Consider the following 20,115-nt stretch of genomic DNA (forward strand, 5'->3'; position numbering starts at 1 on the left):
AATACTAAAAAAAATGAAAACCATCAAAATAGCAGGCGTTCCCGAACATTTCAACTTACCTTGGCATTTATGCATTGAAAACGGTGAATTTGAAGAAGCCGGAATCGATTTACAATGGACGGATGTTCCCGAAGGAACCGGAAAAATGTGTCAAATGTTAAGAGATGGCGAAACGGATATTGCCGTTATTTTAACCGAAGGAATTGTAAAAGACATTACTGCCGGAAATCCATCTAAAATTGTACAGGTTTATGTGGAAAGTCCATTAATTTGGGGTATTCACGTAGATGCGAAATCAAACTATACTTCACTTTCCGATTTAGAAAACACGAAAGTAGCGATTAGTCGAATGGGCTCAGGTTCCCATTTAATGGCAATTGTGAATGCTCAAAATCAAGGTTGGAAAACAACTGATTTGCAGTTTGAAATTGTCAATACCATTGACGGAGCTGTTGAAGCCTTATCGAATGGAACTGCCGATTATTTTATGTGGGAAAAGTTCATGACAAAACCACTAGTTGACAACGGAACATTTCGAAGAATTGCCGACTGCCCAACTCCGTGGCCTTGTTTTGTAATTGCTGTTCGCAATGAAATGCTCGAAAAACACCCGCAAACCATCGCATTGATTTTAGAAATCATCAACACCACAACCGACGAATTTAAAGACATTCCGAGCATTAACCGAACACTGGCCAGCAGATTCAATCAAAAAACAGAAGATATCGATTCTTGGCTACTTCAAACCCGATGGTCGCAAAAAAATATAACGTCGGAAACGTTAAACAAAATTCAAAATCAGCTCTTTGAGCTAAGTCTTATCGATAAAAAAAGTACTTTTGCAGATAGCGTGCACGCCTTTTAGCATTTTGCCGTTTCTATGTAAATGAATCTATTCGGAACACTTAAGTATCAAGAATTAAAAACTAAATTCCAGGTCAAAAAACCATGGGATGATGTGATTATTTTTGTGCTAAATGTACTGATTGCGATTCCTGTTTTTATTATCCTACATCAAAATTTAAAAGACCCGGAATGGTATTTCAATATTGACAGAATACTCATCGCAATCATTCTCTTAATCATTATTCAACTCATTTTACGACTCATACGAACAATTTTGATTCTTGGAATAGCTACTTATTTTATTATTTTGATTTATGGAACGGTTTTTAGCGGATATGGATTTGAATCGGTTTTTCAAGATTATGGCTACATGATTTATTCCATGTCAGAAAATCCAAATCCACAAGATTTAATGATTTCAAAACTTCTACCGTTTCCCAATAAAACTCAAATCCTTAACGCAATTGAGTATGACCATCCGCAAGTTCGCAATTTTGCTTTAACGGCTACAACGTTGCATTTTAAAGAAATCAAAGGTCAGCAAGAACATCGAAAAATGATTCAGTGTTTTGCTGTTTTCAAAGAAATTAGAAACCGTTGGAATTATGTAAATGACCCAAAAGGTCAAGAATACATTGCTCACGCAACGGAAAGTTTAATCCATTTTTCCGGCGATTGTGACGACCATGCTATTTTGATGGCAGCTTGTATTCGAGCAATTGGTGGCACTCCGCGTTTAATCCATACAGGCGGACATATTTATCCGGAAATGTTAGTTGGTAAAAAAAGTGATTTAGAGGCCGCAGTTTACCTGATCAAAGAACTTTTGTTTGTATCAGAAAGTAAAAATAAAGAAATTCACTACCACATTGATGAACGAGGTCAAATCTGGCTGAATTTAGATTATACGGCTCGTTATCCGGGAGGACCTTTTATGTCGGAAGAAATCCTTGGAGCTTTAACACTAAACTAATCGTTTATCGAGATTTTGGTTATTTTTTTTCTTTCCAGCCAACCTTTTTATATATTTACACCACATAAACCCCAAAAAATGAAAAAATTTATTTTTATCTTTTTAGTTTTCACCCAGGTTTCGGTTGCTCAGGAAAATAATTCTTTTGACTTGGGAAAAAATGAAATCAAATTTGATATTGTTTCACTTGTCGCTTTGGGAAAAATTCATGTGAGTTATGAACGCTTTCTCAGCAATGATTTTTCAGTCGGAATCAGTGGTAACTTTAACCAAAGTAAATCGAGAGAAGAAGATTTTGAACTTGGCAAAAACCGCACTTTAGAGGAATATCAAATTATTCCGTTTGTCCGTTATTCGCTATCTAAAAGTCAGATTCGTTATTATTTTGTCGAGGTGTTTGTATCTGCCAACCAAGGAAAATACCGTGAATTAGAACGACTAGTTGACCAAAATAACAACGGTTACTACCAAGCACTGCAAAAAGAGTATTCCGATTACGCGGTTGGTGCAGCAGTTGGACACAAGTTTTATATCAAAGAAAAATTAGGTGTTGATATTTTTGTGGGAATGGGAAAAAACCTTTTCAGCAGTGGCGAAAGTCCGGATATCATTTCTCGTGTGGGAGTAAATTTAGGTTACCGATTTTAAAAATTAGACTATGAAAACATTAAAATATACACTACTGCTTGCTTTAATTGCTCTTTCAATCTCTTGTAGTCAGGAAGATGAAGAGTTTTATAATGCAGTTTATACTACTATTCCCGGATTGGTTTCTATTGAAGTACAATCTGACTACCAAGTAAACGACGTTCTTTGGTTAAATACAAATGACTTTTCGAGGTATTTAAACGAACCCAATCAAACTAGCCTTTTAGATGTTTACCAGACGACCAATTCGCAAAAATTTAGTTTTTTGTACCGTTTAGAAAGACAAGTTAACGGAGAATGGGAAAATGTTGCGGTGGGCACTAATTTTGTGGAAGATAACGGAACAATGAGCATTGGCAATTATGTGACAGCTAATGCTATATATAATTCAAACACAGAAATGTATGAATTTAGAGGAGGCTTACGATTAACACAAGCGGGACAATATCGAATTGGCTTTTTTAGCGGATATAACGGTTCTAATTTTGATGTTATTTCGGATAGTTCAAACAACTCCACCTTCTTAACTATTGCCACAACTGCCAATAATGTAACGAACGGATTTTATGCATTCACCGTAAATTAAAACCATTTTTTACGTCTGAAATAAAAGATCATTGCTAATACAATAACAAACATAACTCCCAATGTGATGAAATAGCCATTGGGAGCTTTTAATTCCGGGATGTTTTCAAAATTCATTCCATAAACCCCTACAATAAAAGTGAGCGGAATAAACACGACAGACACAATTGTGAGCGTTTTCATAATCTCATTCATGCGATGACTCTGAGCTGAGAAATAAAAACTCGAAGCACTTTCAAGCGAATTAATATCATAATCTACTTGATCTAAAAGCTCTAAACTTTTTTGATGTAATCGTGAGAAAAAGGAATAATTTGATTTTTCAATACCATTAAAATCATTATCATCTTGCATCGATTTTAAATTGAAAAGCGAATCTTTGAGCGGAATAATCGATCGTTTTAAATAGTTTAAATCTTCACTGCATTTTTCAATGCGAACCAAAACATCTTGACTTTCATTTACTTTTGCTTCAATTTGAAGCAATTCGATAATGTCTTCATACTTTTCTATGGTGATGTAGAAGTTTTCCATCACAGCATCCAACATTAGATACAGCAAAAAATCGTTTTTCTTTTTGCAGACCAGTCCGGTATTGGTTTTAATCCGCTCTCTAATGTGTGTAAAAAAATCACCTCTTTTTTCCTGAAAAGAGATGAGTAGATTATCTTTTAAAAGAAAACTAATCTGTTCTACCCGTACATTCGCATCCCCCTTTTCTGGTAAGATAGATTTAATACTGAAAAATAAAGCATTTTCCAATTCTTCCATTCGCGTACGTTTGGCCACGTTTAAAACATCTCCGGCGATGTATACGTCAATTCCAATGGTTTCAACAATGCGTTTAATTAGCTCCCCATCGTGTAAACCATGAACATTCAACCATTTAACATCTTCAGAAGTTAGTAATTCATCAATCTCTACTTTATCTAAACTCAGGTTTTTTGTTTCGGTATACGATTCAGAATTATAGACAAACAACTGCATTTCAATCGGTTGATCTTTGTGTTGTCCGGTATATTCAAAATGGTTCGGCTGTATTCGTCTCCCTTTTTTATATTTTAATCGTTTCACGGTATTATTTTTTATAAAAATAAGCGATTTAATTTTTTCATTCTATTTTTACAGAAAATATTTTTATCATGCAGACACTCATCATTCATATCAAAGAACTTATTCAAATCAGGGAAATTGGAATCCAAAAAGTTTCCGGAAGCGAAATGGCCGATTTACCACTATTAAAAAATGCTTTTTTATTGATTGAAAATAATTTGATAGCCGATTTTGGTTTGATGAACGATTGCCCTACTCTACCCGATGCAAAAGTTATCGATGCCACCGAAAAAGTGGTTTTACCCACTTGGTGCGATAGCCACACCCATTTGGTGTATGCCGGCAATCGTGTGCAAGAATTTGTAGACCGAATTAATGGATTGAGTTACAAAGAAATTGCCAATCGCGGTGGTGGAATTCTGAATTCGGCTCAACAACTCAATGAAACGGATGAAAATGAAATTTATGAACAATCGAAAGTTCGCCTAGAAGAAGTGATGAAATTGGGAACCGGAGCCATCGAAATCAAATCCGGATATGGTTTAACAGTGGAAGGCGAAATAAAAATGCTACGTGTAATTAAACGTTTGGCAGAAAATTACCCTATCAAAATAAAAGCTACTTTTTTAGGAGCTCATGCTTTTCCGAAAGAATTCAAAGAAAATCATTCCGGTTATATTGAGTTGATTATCAATGAAATGTTGCCTAAAATTGCTGAAGAAAATTTAGCCGATTATATTGACGCCTTTTTAGAAACCGGTTATTTTACCGTAGAAGAAACCGAACGAATTATGGAAGCCGGAAAAAAATACGGTTTAATTTCTAAAATTCATGTCAATCAGTTCACAGCTATCAACGGTATTGCTGCTTGCGTCAAGCACAATGCCTTAACGGTTGATCACTTAGAAATAGTGACTGAGGAAGACATTGAAGTGCTTAAAAACACTGAAACGATGCCGGTTGCATTACCTTCGTGCAGTTATTTCATTAGTATTCCGTATACTCCAGCCAGAAAAATGATAGCAGCCGGATTGCCATTGGCATTAGCAACCGACTATAACCCGGGAACAACACCTTCTGGCAATATGAACTTTGTGGTAGCAACCGCTTGCATCAAAATGAAAATGACTCCCGAAGAAGCTATTAATGCAGCAACCATTAACGGAGCCTATGCGATGGGAATCTCAGCTACGCACGGAAGCATTACCAAAGGTAAAAAAGCCAACTTAATTATTACCAAACCAATTCATTCGTTCTATCAATTGCCGTATGAATTTGGTAGTAATTTGATTGATGAGGTTATTATTGAAGGGAAAACAGTTTAATTTAATTTTTAATTTAAAACCAGTAAGAAATTAAGGTTCATTAAGTAATAAATCGTGTATTCAAAAATCCTTACTATTCTTAATTTCTTACTGGTTAACAAAAAAAAAGGAGCAACATTGCATTGCTCCTTTTATATTCTATTAAATTAATTCTTATTTCAAAGAGAAACTTGTTTTTCCAACTAATTCGCCTTTGTCAAAAATGTTAACAAAGTAAGTGCCTTTCTCAAAGTTTTCTCCCGGTAAGTTTTCAGAAACATTTACAGTACTGTTTTCATATTGAACCGTTGAAATAAAACTATACGTTAACGATTGATCGCCAAACTCAATTAGCTTTTTCTCACCTAACACATTATTTTTACTGTCAATGACTTGAATGTAATACGATTTGTCACCGGATTTAGCCACTCTATTTTCAGCAATGGTAAAGTTGATTTTTAAAATATCTGCTCTGCTTGCTCTTTCTGTTGCTACTTCTTTTCCGGAATTTTTCACTTTATAGGCTCCGGTTTTTAAATTCAAGATAGAAAGTTTAGATGCTTTTTCAACAGTTTTAGATAATTCTTCGTTTTGACCTGATAATACTTGATTGTACTGTTGTGCCTCAACTAAAATAGTTTTGGTACTGTCAATTTCAGTAGATAGATCTTGATTTAATTTCTTCAACGCATCATTTTCTTGAATCAAGGAATTCATTTTCGCTTGCAACTGTTGAACTTGCGTTTTGTATTTACTCATGGCTGCAACATCTCCTTTCGCTCTCTTAACCTCTTCCATCAATTTAACTACTTTATCACGCTCTGCAATTAACTCTTCAGACATCGAAGTGTTTTCTGCAATAGCCGCATCGTAAGTTGTTTTTAATTGAGCTAATTCTGCCAAAGCAGTTTCTTTTTCTGTAGATACAGAAGATAATTCCGTTTCTACTTTTTTAGCATCTGAACTCATTTTAAACATATAGCCCAAACTAGCTACCAGTAAAAGTGATAATATTAAAATTATCGCTTTCAGTTTTGAATTGTTGTTGTCTTGGTTTTCCATTGTTAAGTTGATTTTACAGCAAAGTTAAATTTATTTTAGATTCGTTTTGCATTACGATAACGTTATTTTGCATAAAAATAGTATTTTTGAATGCAATTATTTTTTTATGGAAAATCTGGTTCCGTTTACCTCCATTGATTTGGGAAAAATTACCCATCACAGAAGTGGTGAAATAAAATTTGGCGAAAAAATGCTCACAATTCCAAAAGGAGTTGATTCGGTAGCGTTTTTAACTGAAAGCAAAGCCAAATTTGTTTTATTCGGAATTCCGGAAGACATTGGCGTTCGAGCCAATTTTGGTCGACCCGGTGCGGCTTCGGCATGGGAAAGTGCCATCAAAAGCATTGCCAACATTCAACACAACCGTTTTTGCAAAGGAAGTCAACTTTTGATTTTAGGCTCTTTGGATATGAAAAATGATATGAAAATTGCCGAAAATCTAGATTTTCATAACGTAGACGATCGAAAGACTTTTTCCACTTTAGTTGAAAAAATTGATAAAGAAGTTTCACATATCATATTTACTATTGTAAAAGCGGGTAAAATCCCAATTATTATTGGTGGCGGACATAACAATGCCTATGGAAATATTAAAGGAACCGCATTAGCAAAAGGAAAACCTATCAATGCAGTAAACCTAGACGCTCATTCCGATTTTAGAATTCTGGAAGGACGACACAGCGGCAACGGATTTTCGTATGCTTTTGATGAAGGTTTCTTAAAGAAGTATTTTATTTATGGTTTACACGAAAGTTATACTTCTAAAAATGTTTTACTTCAATTAAAAGATTTAGAAGACAGAGTTCGTTTTAATACCTATGATGAAATTGCCATTCGAAAAGTAAAAAACTTTGAACAAGAACTCAATCAAGCACTTACATTTATTAAAAATGATTTTTTTGGGATAGAAATCGATTTAGATTCACTGCCTAATATTGCCAGTAGTGCCATGACGCCAAGCGGATTCTCGGTTGAACAAACCCGTCAATTTATCCATCATTTTGGGCAGCACGCTCATGCGGCTTACTTACATATCTGCGAAGGTGCTCCCGATTTATGCGATGAAAAAAATCCGCAATTAATTGGCAAATTAATTGGTTATTTAATCACGGATTTTATGAAGGCGAAAAGTGTGTTGGAGGTTTAAAAATTGATTTTAAATTTGACAAGATATTTCCATAACGTAAAGAGTGGTTTTTCCGAGGGCTCCGTATCCGAATGAGGTATAGCAACGAAACGCGATTTTTTGCAAAGGTGTCTGCTGGGCTTCACATTTTCAAATAATTGACTATCAACCCACTAAAACAAGGGTTGAAAGACCGAAAAGGATGAGAATTGAACTAAGAGGCTATTTTTCATCATTAGAAAATTTTTGTGGCGTTGAAAGAGAAAAATAGAATTATAAGAAAAATTGATAAGGTTTAGTACAACCTTGTGAACTTTCGCAAGATTTCAAATCATCAAGAGATTGGAAACGAAATAAAATAAGCATAACATAAAAATGGGATTATTTTCAGCCTTATTAGGCAACGCAGGAGCAGTGAGTCAGGACGAATTACTTAAAAAATACGGTCAACTCCTCACCGACTCCGAAGAAATTGAATTGGGTTTTAAGCTTATCCGTGATACATTTATCTTTACCAACAAACGGTTGATTTTTGTTGAAGTTCAGGGAATTACCGGCAGCAAAACCGAATATAAATCGATCACCTACAAAAGCATTACCCGGTTTAGTGTAGAAACCGCCGGAACATTTGACTTGGAAGCAGAACTAAAAATTTGGGTTTCCAGCGAAGCACAGCCAAGCATTAGAAAACAATTTAATAAATCGGTCAATGTGTATGAGGTACAAAAAGTACTCGCGCACCATGTGTTGAAGTAAATCTAAGTACACCAAAGAAATTTTCTGTTTTTTTTATTTAAAGGAGATTTTTTTTGTTTAGAATGGAAAATTTTTGAACAACTTTCTGATTTTAAAGCGAAAAAGACTACTTTTGGCAAATTTTAATTTAAAATTCAATGAACAAAAATTACTTTTTCGTAATTGCTTTTTTAAGCTTTATCATGAGCCACGCTCAACAAGCCGGTGATTTGGATACCGCTTTTGGTACCAACGGTATCGTAAAAACTAATTTGTGGAATGCCTCCTCTAACGTAAAAGGTCACGTGGTGCTCTCGGATGGAAAAACGATAGTAGCCGGAGAAATAGACAATGGAATCAACCCTAGGGGTTTTGTGATGCGGTTATTAGCCAATGGCGATATTGATACCGCTTTTGGTGACCAAGGAAGAGCCGTTCACCCTTTTATCAATGGAATTAATGTGGTGAAAGTGCAAGCAGACGGTAAAATTTTAGTTGGAAGTTCATATAACAACGATATTGCCATTGCCCGTTATTTAGCCAATGGTACCTTAGACACCGGTTTTGCCTTTGACGGAACGTATTACAATACAACCACCGATGAAAACTCTTTTCCTTCACACAAAGTGATTGACATGGAGCTTCAATCGGACAATAAAATTGTGGGGTTAACTACTTCTTACATCGCAAATGAAAATAAAATTCGTTTGTTCCGCTTGAACGCCAACGGTATTTTAGATAACACTTTAAACGTAAACGACAGTTTTGGAGAAACAGATTTTCCGGTAGCCTTAAGTATTCAAACAGATGGTCGTTTGCTTATCAATGGTTATTATTACAATGGTTCCAATCCTTCTGTGTTTATCGCACGTTATAATTCAAACGGAGCCATTGATACGACCTTTAACTCAAATGGTAGAAGAACGTTTACAATTACAAACACCACAGCGGTAACTGTCACTGATTTATTATTACAAACGGATGGAAAAATTCTATTAAGCGGAAAATATTTTTCTAACGCCGATGCCTTATTTATAATTCGTTTGAACGCGAACGGAACGTTCGATACTACATTTAGTGGTGATGGATTTCAAGGAGCTTCGATTGATGTGAATTTTAGTAGCTCGGGTAAAATTGCCTTGCAATCTGACGGAAAGATCATTCAAATGGATTCTTTTTACAACAACACAACAGATAACGAAGACATGTTATTGGTGCGTTACACAGCTAACGGCGACTTAGATAACACTTTTTTTAATGGAAGTGCAGGTTTTACATTAGCTTTCAATAGTTTCAATGACCGAGTTGGCTTTATGAGCATTACCAACAACAAATTGTTTATTTCCGGAAATGCTGAGACTACCGTGGTTGATAACAATATGGCGTTTGGACGTTACAATTTAAATACATTCACAGCCGATACTACATTTGGAACAAATGGGTTAAAACAATTGAATGTTGCCTTTCCAACGTATGAAGAAGTCATTCAATCCGTAGTTCAATCCGATAACAAAGTAGTAGTATTAACGAAAATATATGTCAACAATTTGTTTTTTAACGGACTTCAACGTTTCAATGAAAACGGAAGCTTAGATACGACTTTTGGTGCGAACGGAAAACTGGCGTTAGGTTTTTATTTTACTGAGTTTAATGCTTTGGCTGTAGATAATGCTAATAATATAATAATCTACGGTTATCAATCCTTATCCAGCGGATTCGTTTTACGCATTACTCCGGCAGGAGCATTTGATACCACTTTTGGTAATCAAGGGATTACCTATTTTGAAAATGATATAGACTTTCTTCCGAGAATCAATTCCATTAAAATAGCACCGAACAACAAAATTATTTTAGGCGGTGGAAATGTAGTGAACAACATCATTGATTATCTGTTGATTCGTATGAATGCGAATGGTACTATTGATACCACTTTTGGCGACAATGGAATTAGCTTAGTAGGATTAAACAATGTCTCTGAAATCATTACCGATTTAGAAGTTTTGAGTGACGGAAAAATTGTAGCCGTTGGAAGAACCAATGAAAATTTTGCGAATGATTTTCAAGCCGTGATTATGAAATTCAACTCGGTTGGTTTACTCGACCCTGCCTTTAACGGAAATGGAAAATACTTGACTGAAAGACCGGTTGACTTTTTTATGAAAGGTGATATTGCCGTTCAAAACAATGGCAAACTATTGGTAACGTTTGAATCGTTATTTGACAGTTTCCTACTTTATCGCTTAAATGCCAATGGTACACTTGATACTAACTTTGGTTCAAGTGGTGTAGTAACTACCTCAATCAATGGGGAAGATTATTCTGCTCAATTGCATTATAATACGGTGAACCAAAACATCACTTTAATTGGTACTACATTGGATGAAGAGGGAGGGAAATTTGCCTTAACCCGTTATGACACTGATGGAAACATGGACTTTTCTTTTGGTAATAACGGTGTGGTGATTACCGATAGTGGTTCTTCTTCACAAGTAATTTCTGCTGCTGCTACCAACAACGGAAAATTAGTTGTAAGCGGATGGATGTATAATGAAGTAACGATGGATTATGACCAAATTATGGCAAAATACTATTTGGAAGAATCATTGAGTTTGACTGAACAGGTGTTATCGTCCATTCAAGTATACCCAAATCCGGTGGCAGAAACATTGTATGTACGTTTAAAAAATGAAGTAACTGCAGAAAACTATACGGTTACAGACATGACCGGAAAAGTAGTTTTAAATGGTAAATTATCTGTCGAACAAGGTATACCGGTCTCCGCTTTGTCCCAAGGCATTTATCTAATCGCCCTTGATGATTTTGCACCGATTCGATTTGTAAAACAGTAATTCTGACTAAATATTAAAAAGCGGCTTGACTCTACTCAAGCCGCTTTTTTTAATTGTAATTGCAACCAAAACCTTCATTATTGAAGAAAATTTTAGAGGTTTTTTATAGTGCTTTAAATCGCATAGCTCCTTTTTGTTTTCAACAATAGGGAATCTATTAATCATATTTTTTTGCTTAAAAACTTACTTTTAGAAGTCACCGTCAATTCCTATCTTTGTGCATTAGTACTTTATATTTTCTTAATTTTACACAAACACATTTTATGCAACATATTATCGACCGATTCATCAGCTATGTAACGATTGACACCGAATCTGATCCCAATTCTGAAACTACTCCAAGTTCTAAAAAACAATTAGTACTAGCCCAAAATCTAGTCAACGAACTCGAAGCCATCGGCATGGATGACGTGACGATGGACGAAAAAGGCTATATCATGGCAACGTTACCCGGCAATGTAGAACACGAAGTTCCGGTGATTGGCTTTATTTCGCATTACGATACTACTCCCGATTTTACAGGAGCAAATGTAAAACCACAAATTATTGAAAACTATAATGGTAAAGACATCGTGCTGAATGCCGAACAAAACATTGTGCTCTCTCCCTCCTATTTTAAAGATTTATTACAATACAAAGGGCAAACTATAATCACCACGGATGGCACTACTCTTTTGGGAGCCGATGACAAAGCCGGAATTACCGAAATTGTCACGGCAATGGAATTTCTAATTAAGAATCCCGAGATCAAACACGGGAAAATTCGAGTTAGTTTTACTCCCGATGAAGAAATTGGTCGTGGTGCTCATCATTTTGATGTTGAAAAATTTGGAGCCGATTGGGCTTATACCATGGATGGTAGCCAACTTGGTGAATTGGAATATGAAAATTTTAATGCTGCCGGAGCAAAAATTACCTTTAAAGGAAAAAGCGTTCATCCAGGTTATGCCAAAGGAAAAATGATTAATTCAATGCTTTTAGCGTCAAAATTCATTTCTAAATTACCTAAAAAAGAAGTTCCAGAAGAAACCAAAGGGTATGAAGGATTTTTTCACGTAACCGGAATCACGGGAAGCATTGAAGAAAGTACCGTTTCTTTGATTGTTCGCGACCATGACAAAAAACTATTCAAAAAAAGAAAAGAGTTTTTACATGATTTAACCGCTAAATTCAATAAAAAATTTAAAAAGCAATTTGGGGAAGATATTGCCATTATTGAAATTAAAGACCAATATTACAATATGAAAGAAAAGGTAGAACCGGTTTTTCATATTGTAAAAATTGCCGAAAAAGCAATGAAGCAATTAGGCATAAAACCACTAATCAAACCTATTCGTGGCGGAACAGATGGTTGCCAACTTTCGTACAAAGGTTTGCCATGTCCGAATATTTTTGCGGGCGGACATAATTTTCATGGAAAATATGAATATGTTCCGGTGGAAAGTATGCAAAAAGCAGTGGAAGTGATTGTGAAAATTGCAGAATTAACTGCGGAGAAGAAATAAGATTTATACTTACATATTGCCGCTGATTTGTTGATATAAAAAATCTGCGAATCAGTGGCTATTTTTTTGCTACGGATTTACTTTGTCTGTTCGCTTTGCTCGGGTCACAAATTATCATGGATTATATTTTTTAACTGGCCGCTGATGCACTGATTTTGTTATTAACCGCAGAGTCTTTGATTTTAAGAAAAAAAAATAAAACCGATGCTTTTGGCAAACATCGGTTTAAATGATAAGTATCGAAAATAATTATTTCTTCTCCACTAATTTAGCACTCATTTCCATAGAAATTGCTGAGCGTTCCATTTTTAATTTTCCGGACATGGTTTCAATCACAACCGTACCTTCCGATACTTCTGCTATTTTTCCGTGAAGTCCGCTTTTGGTGATAATTCTATCACCCACTTTTAAATTGCTTTCAAATTCTTTTTCTTGTTTGGCACGTTTTTGTTGCGGTCTGATCATAAAAAAATAAATGACCACAAACATTAATAAAAACGGTAATAACGACTGAATATTTTCCATATTATTGATTAGTTATTGCAGGGGTTTCTGCTTTTGGTTTTGGTGTTACGTTTGCTTTGATGGTTAACACATCTTTTCCGGACGCTGTATTGGCTGTGATATTGACGGATTTTTGTTGCATTCCCGGTTTTCCGTTACTGTCGAAAGACACTTTCATTTTTCCGGTTTTTCCCGGTTTAATTGGTTCTTTAGGAAATTCAGGAACAGTACAACCGCAGGATCCTGCTGCATTGGCAATAATTAAGTCGGCTTGACCCGTGTTGGTAAAAGTAAAGGTTGTTTCTACAGTAGCACCTTCGTTAATAACTCCAAAATCATGTTCTTTTTTATTGAATGTCATGGCTGGGTATTTTCCATCTGCCGGTGGTGGCGTAACTTGGTTTGCCTCCTGATTAACGTTTGGTTTTCCTTTATTTTCAGCAGGTTGTGTTTGAGGATTCCCAACATATTCATTAATTGGAATGTCTTTACTGTTGGGATCGATTTTAGAAAGTGCATCTTCTTTTTTACATGAAACTACTGATGCAAAAACGAATAGAGTAAAAATTGATTTTCTTAACATAGTTAGTTTATTTAATTATTACATTAAACCTCTTCCGGTTTTCTTTAATTTATCTGCTTTTTGAAAGTCTTTGACTAAGTTGTCTAGAACTCCATTTATAAAAATACTACTTTTTGGTGTGGCATATTCTTTAGCGATTTCCAGATACTCATTAATGGTTACTTTCACGGGAATGGACGGAAAACGCAAAAACTCACAAATCGCCATTTTTAACATGATGGTGTCCACTTCAGAAATACGATCCGGATCCCAGTTTGGTGTTCTATCAATGTATTCTTTGGCCAATTCGATTTCATTTAAAACTGTTTTACGAAACAAATCGCGAGCAAAATCTTTGTCTTCAGCATCTTTGTAGAGTGGTAAAACAGCAAACGATTTTTCAACACTTTCTTCTATGTGTTTCAATTGCTTAAGAATCATTGTGTTTACCAGCGGTATATCATCCACCCAAGTGAGTTTATAATCTTCTAAATAATCATATAATTTTTCGTTAGAAGCAACTAATTCAGCGAACAAATCGGCTATGAATTTTTTATCGTTTTCAAATGAATCGGTCGCGTCGGACAAATAATTTTGATACAGCGAACTCTTTTTGATCTCTTCTAATAATATCCAAATAAGGTCATCGTTTTGACTCCAATTGTTGATTTTTCTTTTTTCTAAAGCGATGGAAAGCGAATTATTCTCCTCTAAAGCGAGTAAAATTCGGTTAGAGATAAATTTTCTGTTAGGCTTTAAGTCTTTTTCAGTAGCTAAATGTTTCTTGGAAGCTTTTTCCAAAAAATCTTCTTCTTTTTTTCTGATTTCAACTAAGGCAGATAGTACAATCAAATATAAATCCTGAATACTTTCGATGCTTGAAAATAAGAATTTTTCTTCTTTTTCCAATTGGTCAGAACCGCTTTGATGCATTGCATAAATTGTTTGCAATACTTTTACCCGAATATGTCTTCTGTTTAACACGTTGTAAGAACTTTTTAAAAAAATTAGTGACGTCCCGTAAGACGTCACAAAAATAGTACTATTTATCGAAAAATATTATTTCCCGCTTTCTTTTTTACGTTGATTTATTCTATTTTGCGCAATTGTTAAAGCGGCTTGATGTGTTGTCATATTATTTTTTACCGCATAATCAAAAATTTCCAATGTTGTATTGTAGATATTTTCTGTTCTTCTCATTGCTTCTGCTTTGTCATAATGTTCAATTTCTGCATACACATTGATTATTCCACCGGCATTAATCAAGAAATCTGGAGCGTATAAAATTCCTCTCTCCTGAAGAATTTTACCGTGAATATTTTCATTTGCCAACTGATTATTAGCTGCTCCGGCTACAATGGAAGCATTCAGTTTGTAAACAGTATCATCATTGATAGTAGCACCTAATGCACACGGAGCATAAATGTCAACATCGGCACTGTATAGATCTGAACCAGAATATATTTTTGCCCCATAGAGAGCCCCTACTTCGTTTAAACGACTTTCATTAATATCAGAAATGGTTACCAGAGCTCCTTCTTTTGTTAGATAATCAACCAAGGTTTCTCCAACATGTCCAATTCCTTGCACTAAAACTTTGATACCGGCTAATGATTCTGAACCGAATTTATATTTCGCAGCGGCTTTCATTCCCATATACACTCCAAAAGCTGTTACCGGGGATGGGTTTCCTGAACCACCTCTTGTTTCTGAAATTCCGGTTACATAAGGTGTTACATCTCTCACAGTGTCCATGTCTTCGGTTTGCATTCCTACATCTTCGGCTGTGATATATTTTCCGCTTAATGAATGAACAAATTCACCAAACTTGCGCATTAATTCCGGTGTTTTTTGGGTTTTAGCATCACCAATAATAACTGCTTTTCCTCCACCAAGATTCAATCCTGTAATAGCCGATTTAAAAGTCATTCCTCGTGATAAACGTAAAACATCGTTCAAAGCTTCCCATTCATTGGTGTAGTTCCACATTCTAGTACCACCTAATGCTGGTCCTAAAACTGTGTTATGAATTCCAATTATTGCCTTTAAACCAGTATCTTTGTCGTTGCAAAAAACAATTTGCTCATGATTATCAAAGGATACTTGTCCAAAAACCGGATCCATTTTTTGAAGTTCTTTAGGAGTAGTTACTTCTGCTATCATAGTTGTATATTTTATTGGTGAAATTATGACTTTATCAAAAAGACAAAGCAAAAGTAGAACTAAAATCAAAAGAACGCAATAAAATTTGATAATTTTAGCAATCTGTTAATAACAAGCTGTGTTTACAGAATAATCCAAAATAACATTATTTATATATTTTTAACATTTTTTTACAGATAAATACCTGTCAGAATTAAATAACATGAAAGAACTACATTATTTAAATAAATATTTCATCAAATATAAATACCGTTTTTTGTTAGGTATTGTCATTACAATTGTTGCCCAAATATTCTCACTATTTATTCCAAAGCTTGTGGGTCAATCAATGAATATCATCGATACTTACATCAAGAATCCAATCAATGATACGAGTATGATCAAAAAAGAACTATTAGTTAGTTTAGGATTGATTATTGGGGCGACTATAATAGCTGGGTTTCTAACATTTTTAATGCGACAAACATTGATTGTAATGTCACGTCATGTTGAATTTGACCTAAAAAATGAAGTATTTCAACAATACGAACGATTATCGCAAAGTTTTTATAAAAGAAACCGAACTGGAGATTTAATGAATCGCATCTCGGAAGATGTGGGAAAAGTCCGAATGTATGTTGGTCCGGCTGTGATGTACACAATTAACACGATTATTCGTTTTGCCATCGTAATTGTATACATGTATAATGTATCGCCAACATTAACCTTATATACCATTCTTCCACTACCGCTACTCTCCTATTTTATTTTTAAATTGAGTGTTGAAATCAATAATAGAAGTCGAATTTATCAAGAAAATTTATCCTCACTGTCCAGTTTTTCACAAGAGATGTTTTCAGGTATTAGAGTCATAAAAGCCTATGCCTTAGAAGGCCAAAACAAGAAAGAATTCAATAATTTAGCACAAGAGAGCCGTGATAAAAATATGAGTTTAGCATTTGTGAATGCCTTGTTTGGTCCACTTATGATTTTACTGATTGGATTGAGCAACCTAGTTGTTATCTATTTTGGGGGGATGATGTACGTAAATGGAACCATTGAAAACATCGGAACTATTGCCGAGTTTATTTTGTATGTCAACATGCTCACTTGGCCGGTGGCTTCCATCGGTTGGGTTTCTTCATTGGTTCAGGAAGCTGAAGCCTCACAAAAACGAATCAACGAATTTTTAAAAATTGAACCGGATATTAAAAACCATAATCCCAATCATGATTCAATTCAAGGCTCTATCGCTTTTAAAAATGTAAGTTTTACGTATGAAGACACCAATATTCAAGCGTTAAAAAATATTTCTTTTGAAGTAAAAAAAGGAGAAACTTTAGCCATTTTAGGAAAAACCGGCTCAGGAAAATCAACCATTCTTTCCTTGATTTGCCGACTGTATGATGTAGAAAATGGTTCGATTACCATGGATGGAAAAAAATTGGCCGATTTAAACCTGCACGATTTGCGAAATAGTATTGGGATTGTTCCGCAGGATGCTTTTTTGTTTTCGGATAGCATCAAAAATAATATCAAGTTCGGAAAAGAGGAGGCTACAGACATGGAAGTGATTGAGGCCGCTAAACAGGCGATCGTTCATGATAATATTATCAACTTTAAAAATCAATACGAAACCGTTCTGGGTGAAAGAGGAATTACACTTTCCGGCGGACAAAAACAGCGGGTTTCTATTGCCAGAGCCATCATCAAAGATCCGGAAATTTTACTGTTCGATGATTGTTTATCTGCGGTTGATACTGAAACCGAAGAGCAAATTTTGAATAACTTATTTCAAATTTGTAAAAATAAAACTACATTAATTGTCAGTCATCGGGTATCATCTGCCAAAAATGCTGATAAAATTATCATCTTAGAGGAAGGAGAAATTATCCAACAAGGTACTCATTTCCAATTATTAAATCGAGAAGGCTATTACAAAGAATTGTATTTGAAACAACTTTCTGAAAAAGAATTGTCATAATTTTTTGATAATTCAATTATTTTTTAGATTTTTGGTTCACTTACAACACTAAATTTGAGCGAACGATTATGAGAGAAAACGACATGTTAGAAAAAGACGAAATTTTTTCTAAAGTTTTAAGAGCAGGCAGAAGAACCTATTTCTTCGATGTTAGAGCAACAAAAGCGGATGATTATTACATTACCATTACTGAGAGTAAAAAGTTTACAGAGGAAGATGGTTCTTTTCACTTTAAAAAGCACAAAATTTATTTGTACAAAGAAGATTTTGTAGCTTTTAAAGAAATTTTAGACGATATGACTTCGTATGTTTTAGACCATAAAGGCGAAGAAGTAATTTCTGAAAGACATCAGAAAGATTTCAAAAAAGAATATTCTACCGAAACTGTTGAGAATCAAGAAGCTCCAAAAGCAAGTTTTACTGACATCGATTTTGATGACATTTAATAAATCAATACTTTTAATAAAGCTCCAAAAAAATATTTTGGGGCTTTTTTTTTGAATTAATCTTCTTCAAAGTTATTTGATTTTGAATAATTTCTCCACTTTTCAATACAATCAACCATGTCTTGCGGCATTTCAGAGTTAAAACGCATAAACTCTTTAGTGGTTGGGTGCTCAAATCCTAGGGTTTTGGCATGAAGTGCTTGACGAGGTAAAATTTTAAAACAATTTTCTACAAACTGTTTGTATTTTGTAAAGGTTGTTCCTTTGAGAATTTGATGTCCACCATACCGTTCATCGTTGAACAACGGATGACCAATGTGTTTCATGTGAGCTCTAATTTGATGCGTTCTACCGGTTTCTAATCTACAAGAAATTAACGTGACATACCCGAATCGTTCTAACACTTTATAATGGGTTACCGCTGATTTTCCAAAAGCATCTGTATCATAAACAGCCATTTGCATTCGGTCTTTTTGGTGTCTTCCGATAAAGCCACCAACTGTTCCTTCCTCTTCTGTAGGATTTCCCCAAACTAACGCAATGTATTCGCGTTCAGAAGTTTTGTCTGCAAATTGTTTTGCTAAAAACGACATCGCAAATTCCGTTTTGGCAATCACTAATAACCCTGAGGTATTTTTATCAATTCGATGCACCAATCCGGGTCGTTCAGAACTATTCATCGGTAGATTTTCAAAATGAAAAGCCAATGCATTCACTAAAGTTCCGCTATAATTCCCGTGTCCGGGATGAACGACCATACCGGCTTCTTTGTTCACAATCAACAATTGCTCATCTTCATACACAATATTGATTGGAATGTTTTCTGGCTCCAACAAATATTCATACGGTGGATGAGCCATTAAATAGCGAACTACATCATATGGTTTAACTTTATAATTTGATTTTACAGGAATATCATTAACTAAAATATTTCCGGCTGTTGCCGCTTGTTGAATTTTGTTACGGGTTGTGTTTTCTACAACCTGCATTAAGTATTTATCAATTCGAACCATCGATTGCCCTTTTGGGACATCGAAACGGTGGTGTTCAAATAATTCGTCGTCTGATTCTAATTCTACAGTAGGTACTTTATTCATCGGCTTGTTCTAAGTCTTCTCGTTGCATAAGACTGTCTATTTCTGTTTCGTCAAAAGCTATTTTTCCATCTCCCAAAACCAAATCAATTTTTGAAGTTTTCATGATTTTTGCACCTGGCTTCACAGGAATTCCATTCTGTTTCATTTCCAAAACCATGTCCTTTCCAAGGTAAGGTTTATAGGTAATAGTTCCTATTTCTAAACCAATTGATTTTAATGTTGGTTCGGCTTGTCGGTATGTTTTTTCAATTAAATCAGGTAAAGTAACATAAGCATAACCATCCGAATTTATTTTAATGTACACTTTTCGATTGGCTTTTACTTTAGAACCAGGTTTCGGATCTTGCTCAACCACGCCATATTTTGGAAATTCCTTTTTAAAATCCAACGTATCCAGCAAAACATAATCCAAATCTAAACTTTCCAGTTTTTCTTCCGCTTGCTCTACACTTAGTTTACTCAAATTGGGAACGGTGATTTCTTGACCGTGATTGGTTATATAGGAAAGCATATTAAAAAACACAAAAGCTAATACTGCTACAATTCCTAAAGCGACTAAAACTTGTCGAAAAAAGACTTTACTCGTAAGATATTTTCTTAAACTCATCCTATTTTATTTGTTGCAAAGATATAAAATTATAAACCGTTTTTTGTTTCGATAAATAAATGATAATTTTGTTTCACTTAAACCTGA

19 protein-coding genes are annotated in these 20,115 nt (G+C 34.8%); 11 read left to right on the plus strand and 8 right to left on the minus strand.

Annotation, left to right across the window (positions count from 1 at the left end):
- Window positions 1-13 precede the first annotated feature (13 nt).
- The 4 genes from B0I10_RS09925 to B0I10_RS09940 all read left to right on the plus strand — a co-directional run bounded on the left by B0I10_RS09925 (window position 14) and on the right by B0I10_RS09940 (window position 3,053).
- Window positions 14-865, plus strand: coding sequence for a substrate-binding domain-containing protein (locus B0I10_RS09925; RefSeq protein WP_112086359.1), 852 nt, complete (start codon window positions 14-16; stop codon window positions 863-865).
- Between the two features lie 21 nt (window positions 866-886).
- Window positions 887-1,819 (plus strand): transglutaminase domain-containing protein, encoded by a 933-nt coding sequence (locus B0I10_RS09930; RefSeq protein ID WP_112086360.1) that lies wholly within the window; start codon window positions 887-889, stop codon window positions 1,817-1,819.
- 78 nt (window positions 1,820-1,897) lie between these two features.
- Window positions 1,898-2,467 (plus strand): DUF3575 domain-containing protein, encoded by a 570-nt coding sequence (locus B0I10_RS09935; RefSeq protein WP_112086361.1) that lies wholly within the window; start codon window positions 1,898-1,900, stop codon window positions 2,465-2,467.
- Window positions 2,468-2,477: 10 nt separating this feature from the next.
- Entirely contained in the window at window positions 2,478-3,053 is a 576-nt protein-coding gene (locus B0I10_RS09940) for a hypothetical protein (RefSeq protein ID WP_112086362.1), read from the plus strand.
- Here the strand turns inward: B0I10_RS09940 and corA are convergent.
- Window positions 3,050-4,126, minus strand: a complete 1,077-nt coding sequence (gene corA / locus B0I10_RS09945; RefSeq protein WP_112086363.1) for a magnesium/cobalt transporter CorA — start codon at window positions 4,124-4,126, stop codon at window positions 3,050-3,052. The genes B0I10_RS09940 and corA overlap by 4 nt on opposite strands.
- A gap of 68 nt (window positions 4,127-4,194) precedes the next feature.
- Between corA and hutI the strand changes: the two genes are divergently transcribed.
- Entirely contained in the window at window positions 4,195-5,430 is a 1,236-nt protein-coding gene (hutI, locus tag B0I10_RS09950; RefSeq protein WP_112086364.1) for an imidazolonepropionase, read from the plus strand.
- Between the two features lie 153 nt (window positions 5,431-5,583).
- On the opposite strand, the gene B0I10_RS09955 is transcribed toward hutI, so the two are convergent.
- Window positions 5,584-6,471, minus strand: a complete 888-nt coding sequence (locus B0I10_RS09955; RefSeq protein WP_112086365.1) for a hypothetical protein — start codon at window positions 6,469-6,471, stop codon at window positions 5,584-5,586.
- 106 nt (window positions 6,472-6,577) lie between these two features.
- On the opposite strand from B0I10_RS09955, the gene B0I10_RS09960 reads away from it, so the two are divergent.
- The 4 genes from B0I10_RS09960 (at window position 6,578) to pepT (ending at window position 12,686) form a co-directional block, all read left to right on the plus strand.
- Window positions 6,578-7,618 (plus strand): formimidoylglutamase, encoded by a 1,041-nt coding sequence (locus B0I10_RS09960; RefSeq protein WP_112086366.1) that lies wholly within the window; start codon window positions 6,578-6,580, stop codon window positions 7,616-7,618.
- A gap of 354 nt (window positions 7,619-7,972) precedes the next feature.
- Window positions 7,973-8,353 (plus strand): PH domain-containing protein, encoded by a 381-nt coding sequence (locus tag B0I10_RS09965; RefSeq protein ID WP_112086367.1) that lies wholly within the window; start codon window positions 7,973-7,975, stop codon window positions 8,351-8,353.
- Between the two features lie 137 nt (window positions 8,354-8,490).
- Complete coding sequence (locus tag B0I10_RS09970; RefSeq protein ID WP_112086368.1) at window positions 8,491-11,181, plus strand: T9SS type A sorting domain-containing protein; 2,691 nt, start codon at window positions 8,491-8,493, stop codon at window positions 11,179-11,181.
- 263 nt (window positions 11,182-11,444) lie between these two features.
- Window positions 11,445-12,686 carry a peptidase T gene (gene pepT / locus B0I10_RS09975; protein WP_112086369.1) on the plus strand — a complete coding sequence of 414 codons (1,242 nt, stop codon included), beginning with the start codon at window positions 11,445-11,447 and terminating at the stop codon, window positions 12,684-12,686.
- Between the two features lie 249 nt (window positions 12,687-12,935).
- Here the strand turns inward: pepT and yajC are convergent, their stop codons facing one another.
- The 4 genes from yajC to B0I10_RS09995 all read right to left on the minus strand — a co-directional run bounded on the left by yajC (window position 12,936) and on the right by B0I10_RS09995 (window position 15,915).
- Complete coding sequence (gene yajC, locus B0I10_RS09980) at window positions 12,936-13,211, minus strand: preprotein translocase subunit YajC (RefSeq protein WP_112086370.1); 276 nt, start codon at window positions 13,209-13,211, stop codon at window positions 12,936-12,938.
- A gap of 1 nt (window position 13,212) precedes the next feature.
- Window positions 13,213-13,773: a DUF1573 domain-containing protein gene (locus B0I10_RS09985; protein ID WP_112086371.1), complete on the minus strand. Its 561-nt coding sequence runs from the start codon at window positions 13,771-13,773 to the stop codon at window positions 13,213-13,215.
- 18 nt (window positions 13,774-13,791) lie between these two features.
- Window positions 13,792-14,736, minus strand: a complete 945-nt coding sequence (locus B0I10_RS09990) for a transcription antitermination protein NusB (RefSeq protein ID WP_245942975.1) — start codon at window positions 14,734-14,736, stop codon at window positions 13,792-13,794.
- A gap of 75 nt (window positions 14,737-14,811) precedes the next feature.
- The gene (locus B0I10_RS09995) at window positions 14,812-15,915 is read right to left on the minus strand and encodes a Glu/Leu/Phe/Val family dehydrogenase (RefSeq protein ID WP_112086372.1); all 1,104 of its coding nucleotides are present in this window, start codon (window positions 15,913-15,915) and stop codon (window positions 14,812-14,814) included.
- Between the two features lie 202 nt (window positions 15,916-16,117).
- Between B0I10_RS09995 and B0I10_RS10000 the strand changes: the two genes are divergently transcribed.
- Together B0I10_RS10000 and B0I10_RS10005 are read left to right on the plus strand one after the other, a co-directional pair.
- Entirely contained in the window at window positions 16,118-17,878 is a 1,761-nt protein-coding gene (locus B0I10_RS10000; RefSeq protein WP_112086373.1) for an ABC transporter ATP-binding protein, read from the plus strand.
- A gap of 68 nt (window positions 17,879-17,946) precedes the next feature.
- Window positions 17,947-18,324 (plus strand): PUR family DNA/RNA-binding protein, encoded by a 378-nt coding sequence (locus B0I10_RS10005; protein ID WP_112086374.1) that lies wholly within the window; start codon window positions 17,947-17,949, stop codon window positions 18,322-18,324.
- A gap of 56 nt (window positions 18,325-18,380) precedes the next feature.
- Here B0I10_RS10005 and B0I10_RS10010 read toward each other — a convergent pair whose 3' ends face one another.
- Window positions 18,381-19,421 carry an RluA family pseudouridine synthase gene (locus B0I10_RS10010; protein ID WP_112086375.1) on the minus strand — a complete coding sequence of 347 codons (1,041 nt, stop codon included), beginning with the start codon at window positions 19,419-19,421 and terminating at the stop codon, window positions 18,381-18,383.
- A complete protein-coding gene (locus B0I10_RS10015) occupies window positions 19,414-20,028 on the minus strand; it encodes a PASTA domain-containing protein (RefSeq protein ID WP_112086376.1) in 615 nt (204 codons plus the stop codon). Before B0I10_RS10015 ends, B0I10_RS10010 begins: the two co-directional genes overlap by 8 nt.
- Window positions 20,029-20,115: the final 87 nt, after the last annotated feature.

The organism is Flavobacterium lacus (assembly GCF_003268815.1).
Lineage (GTDB): Bacteria > Bacteroidota > Bacteroidia > Flavobacteriales > Flavobacteriaceae > Flavobacterium > Flavobacterium lacus.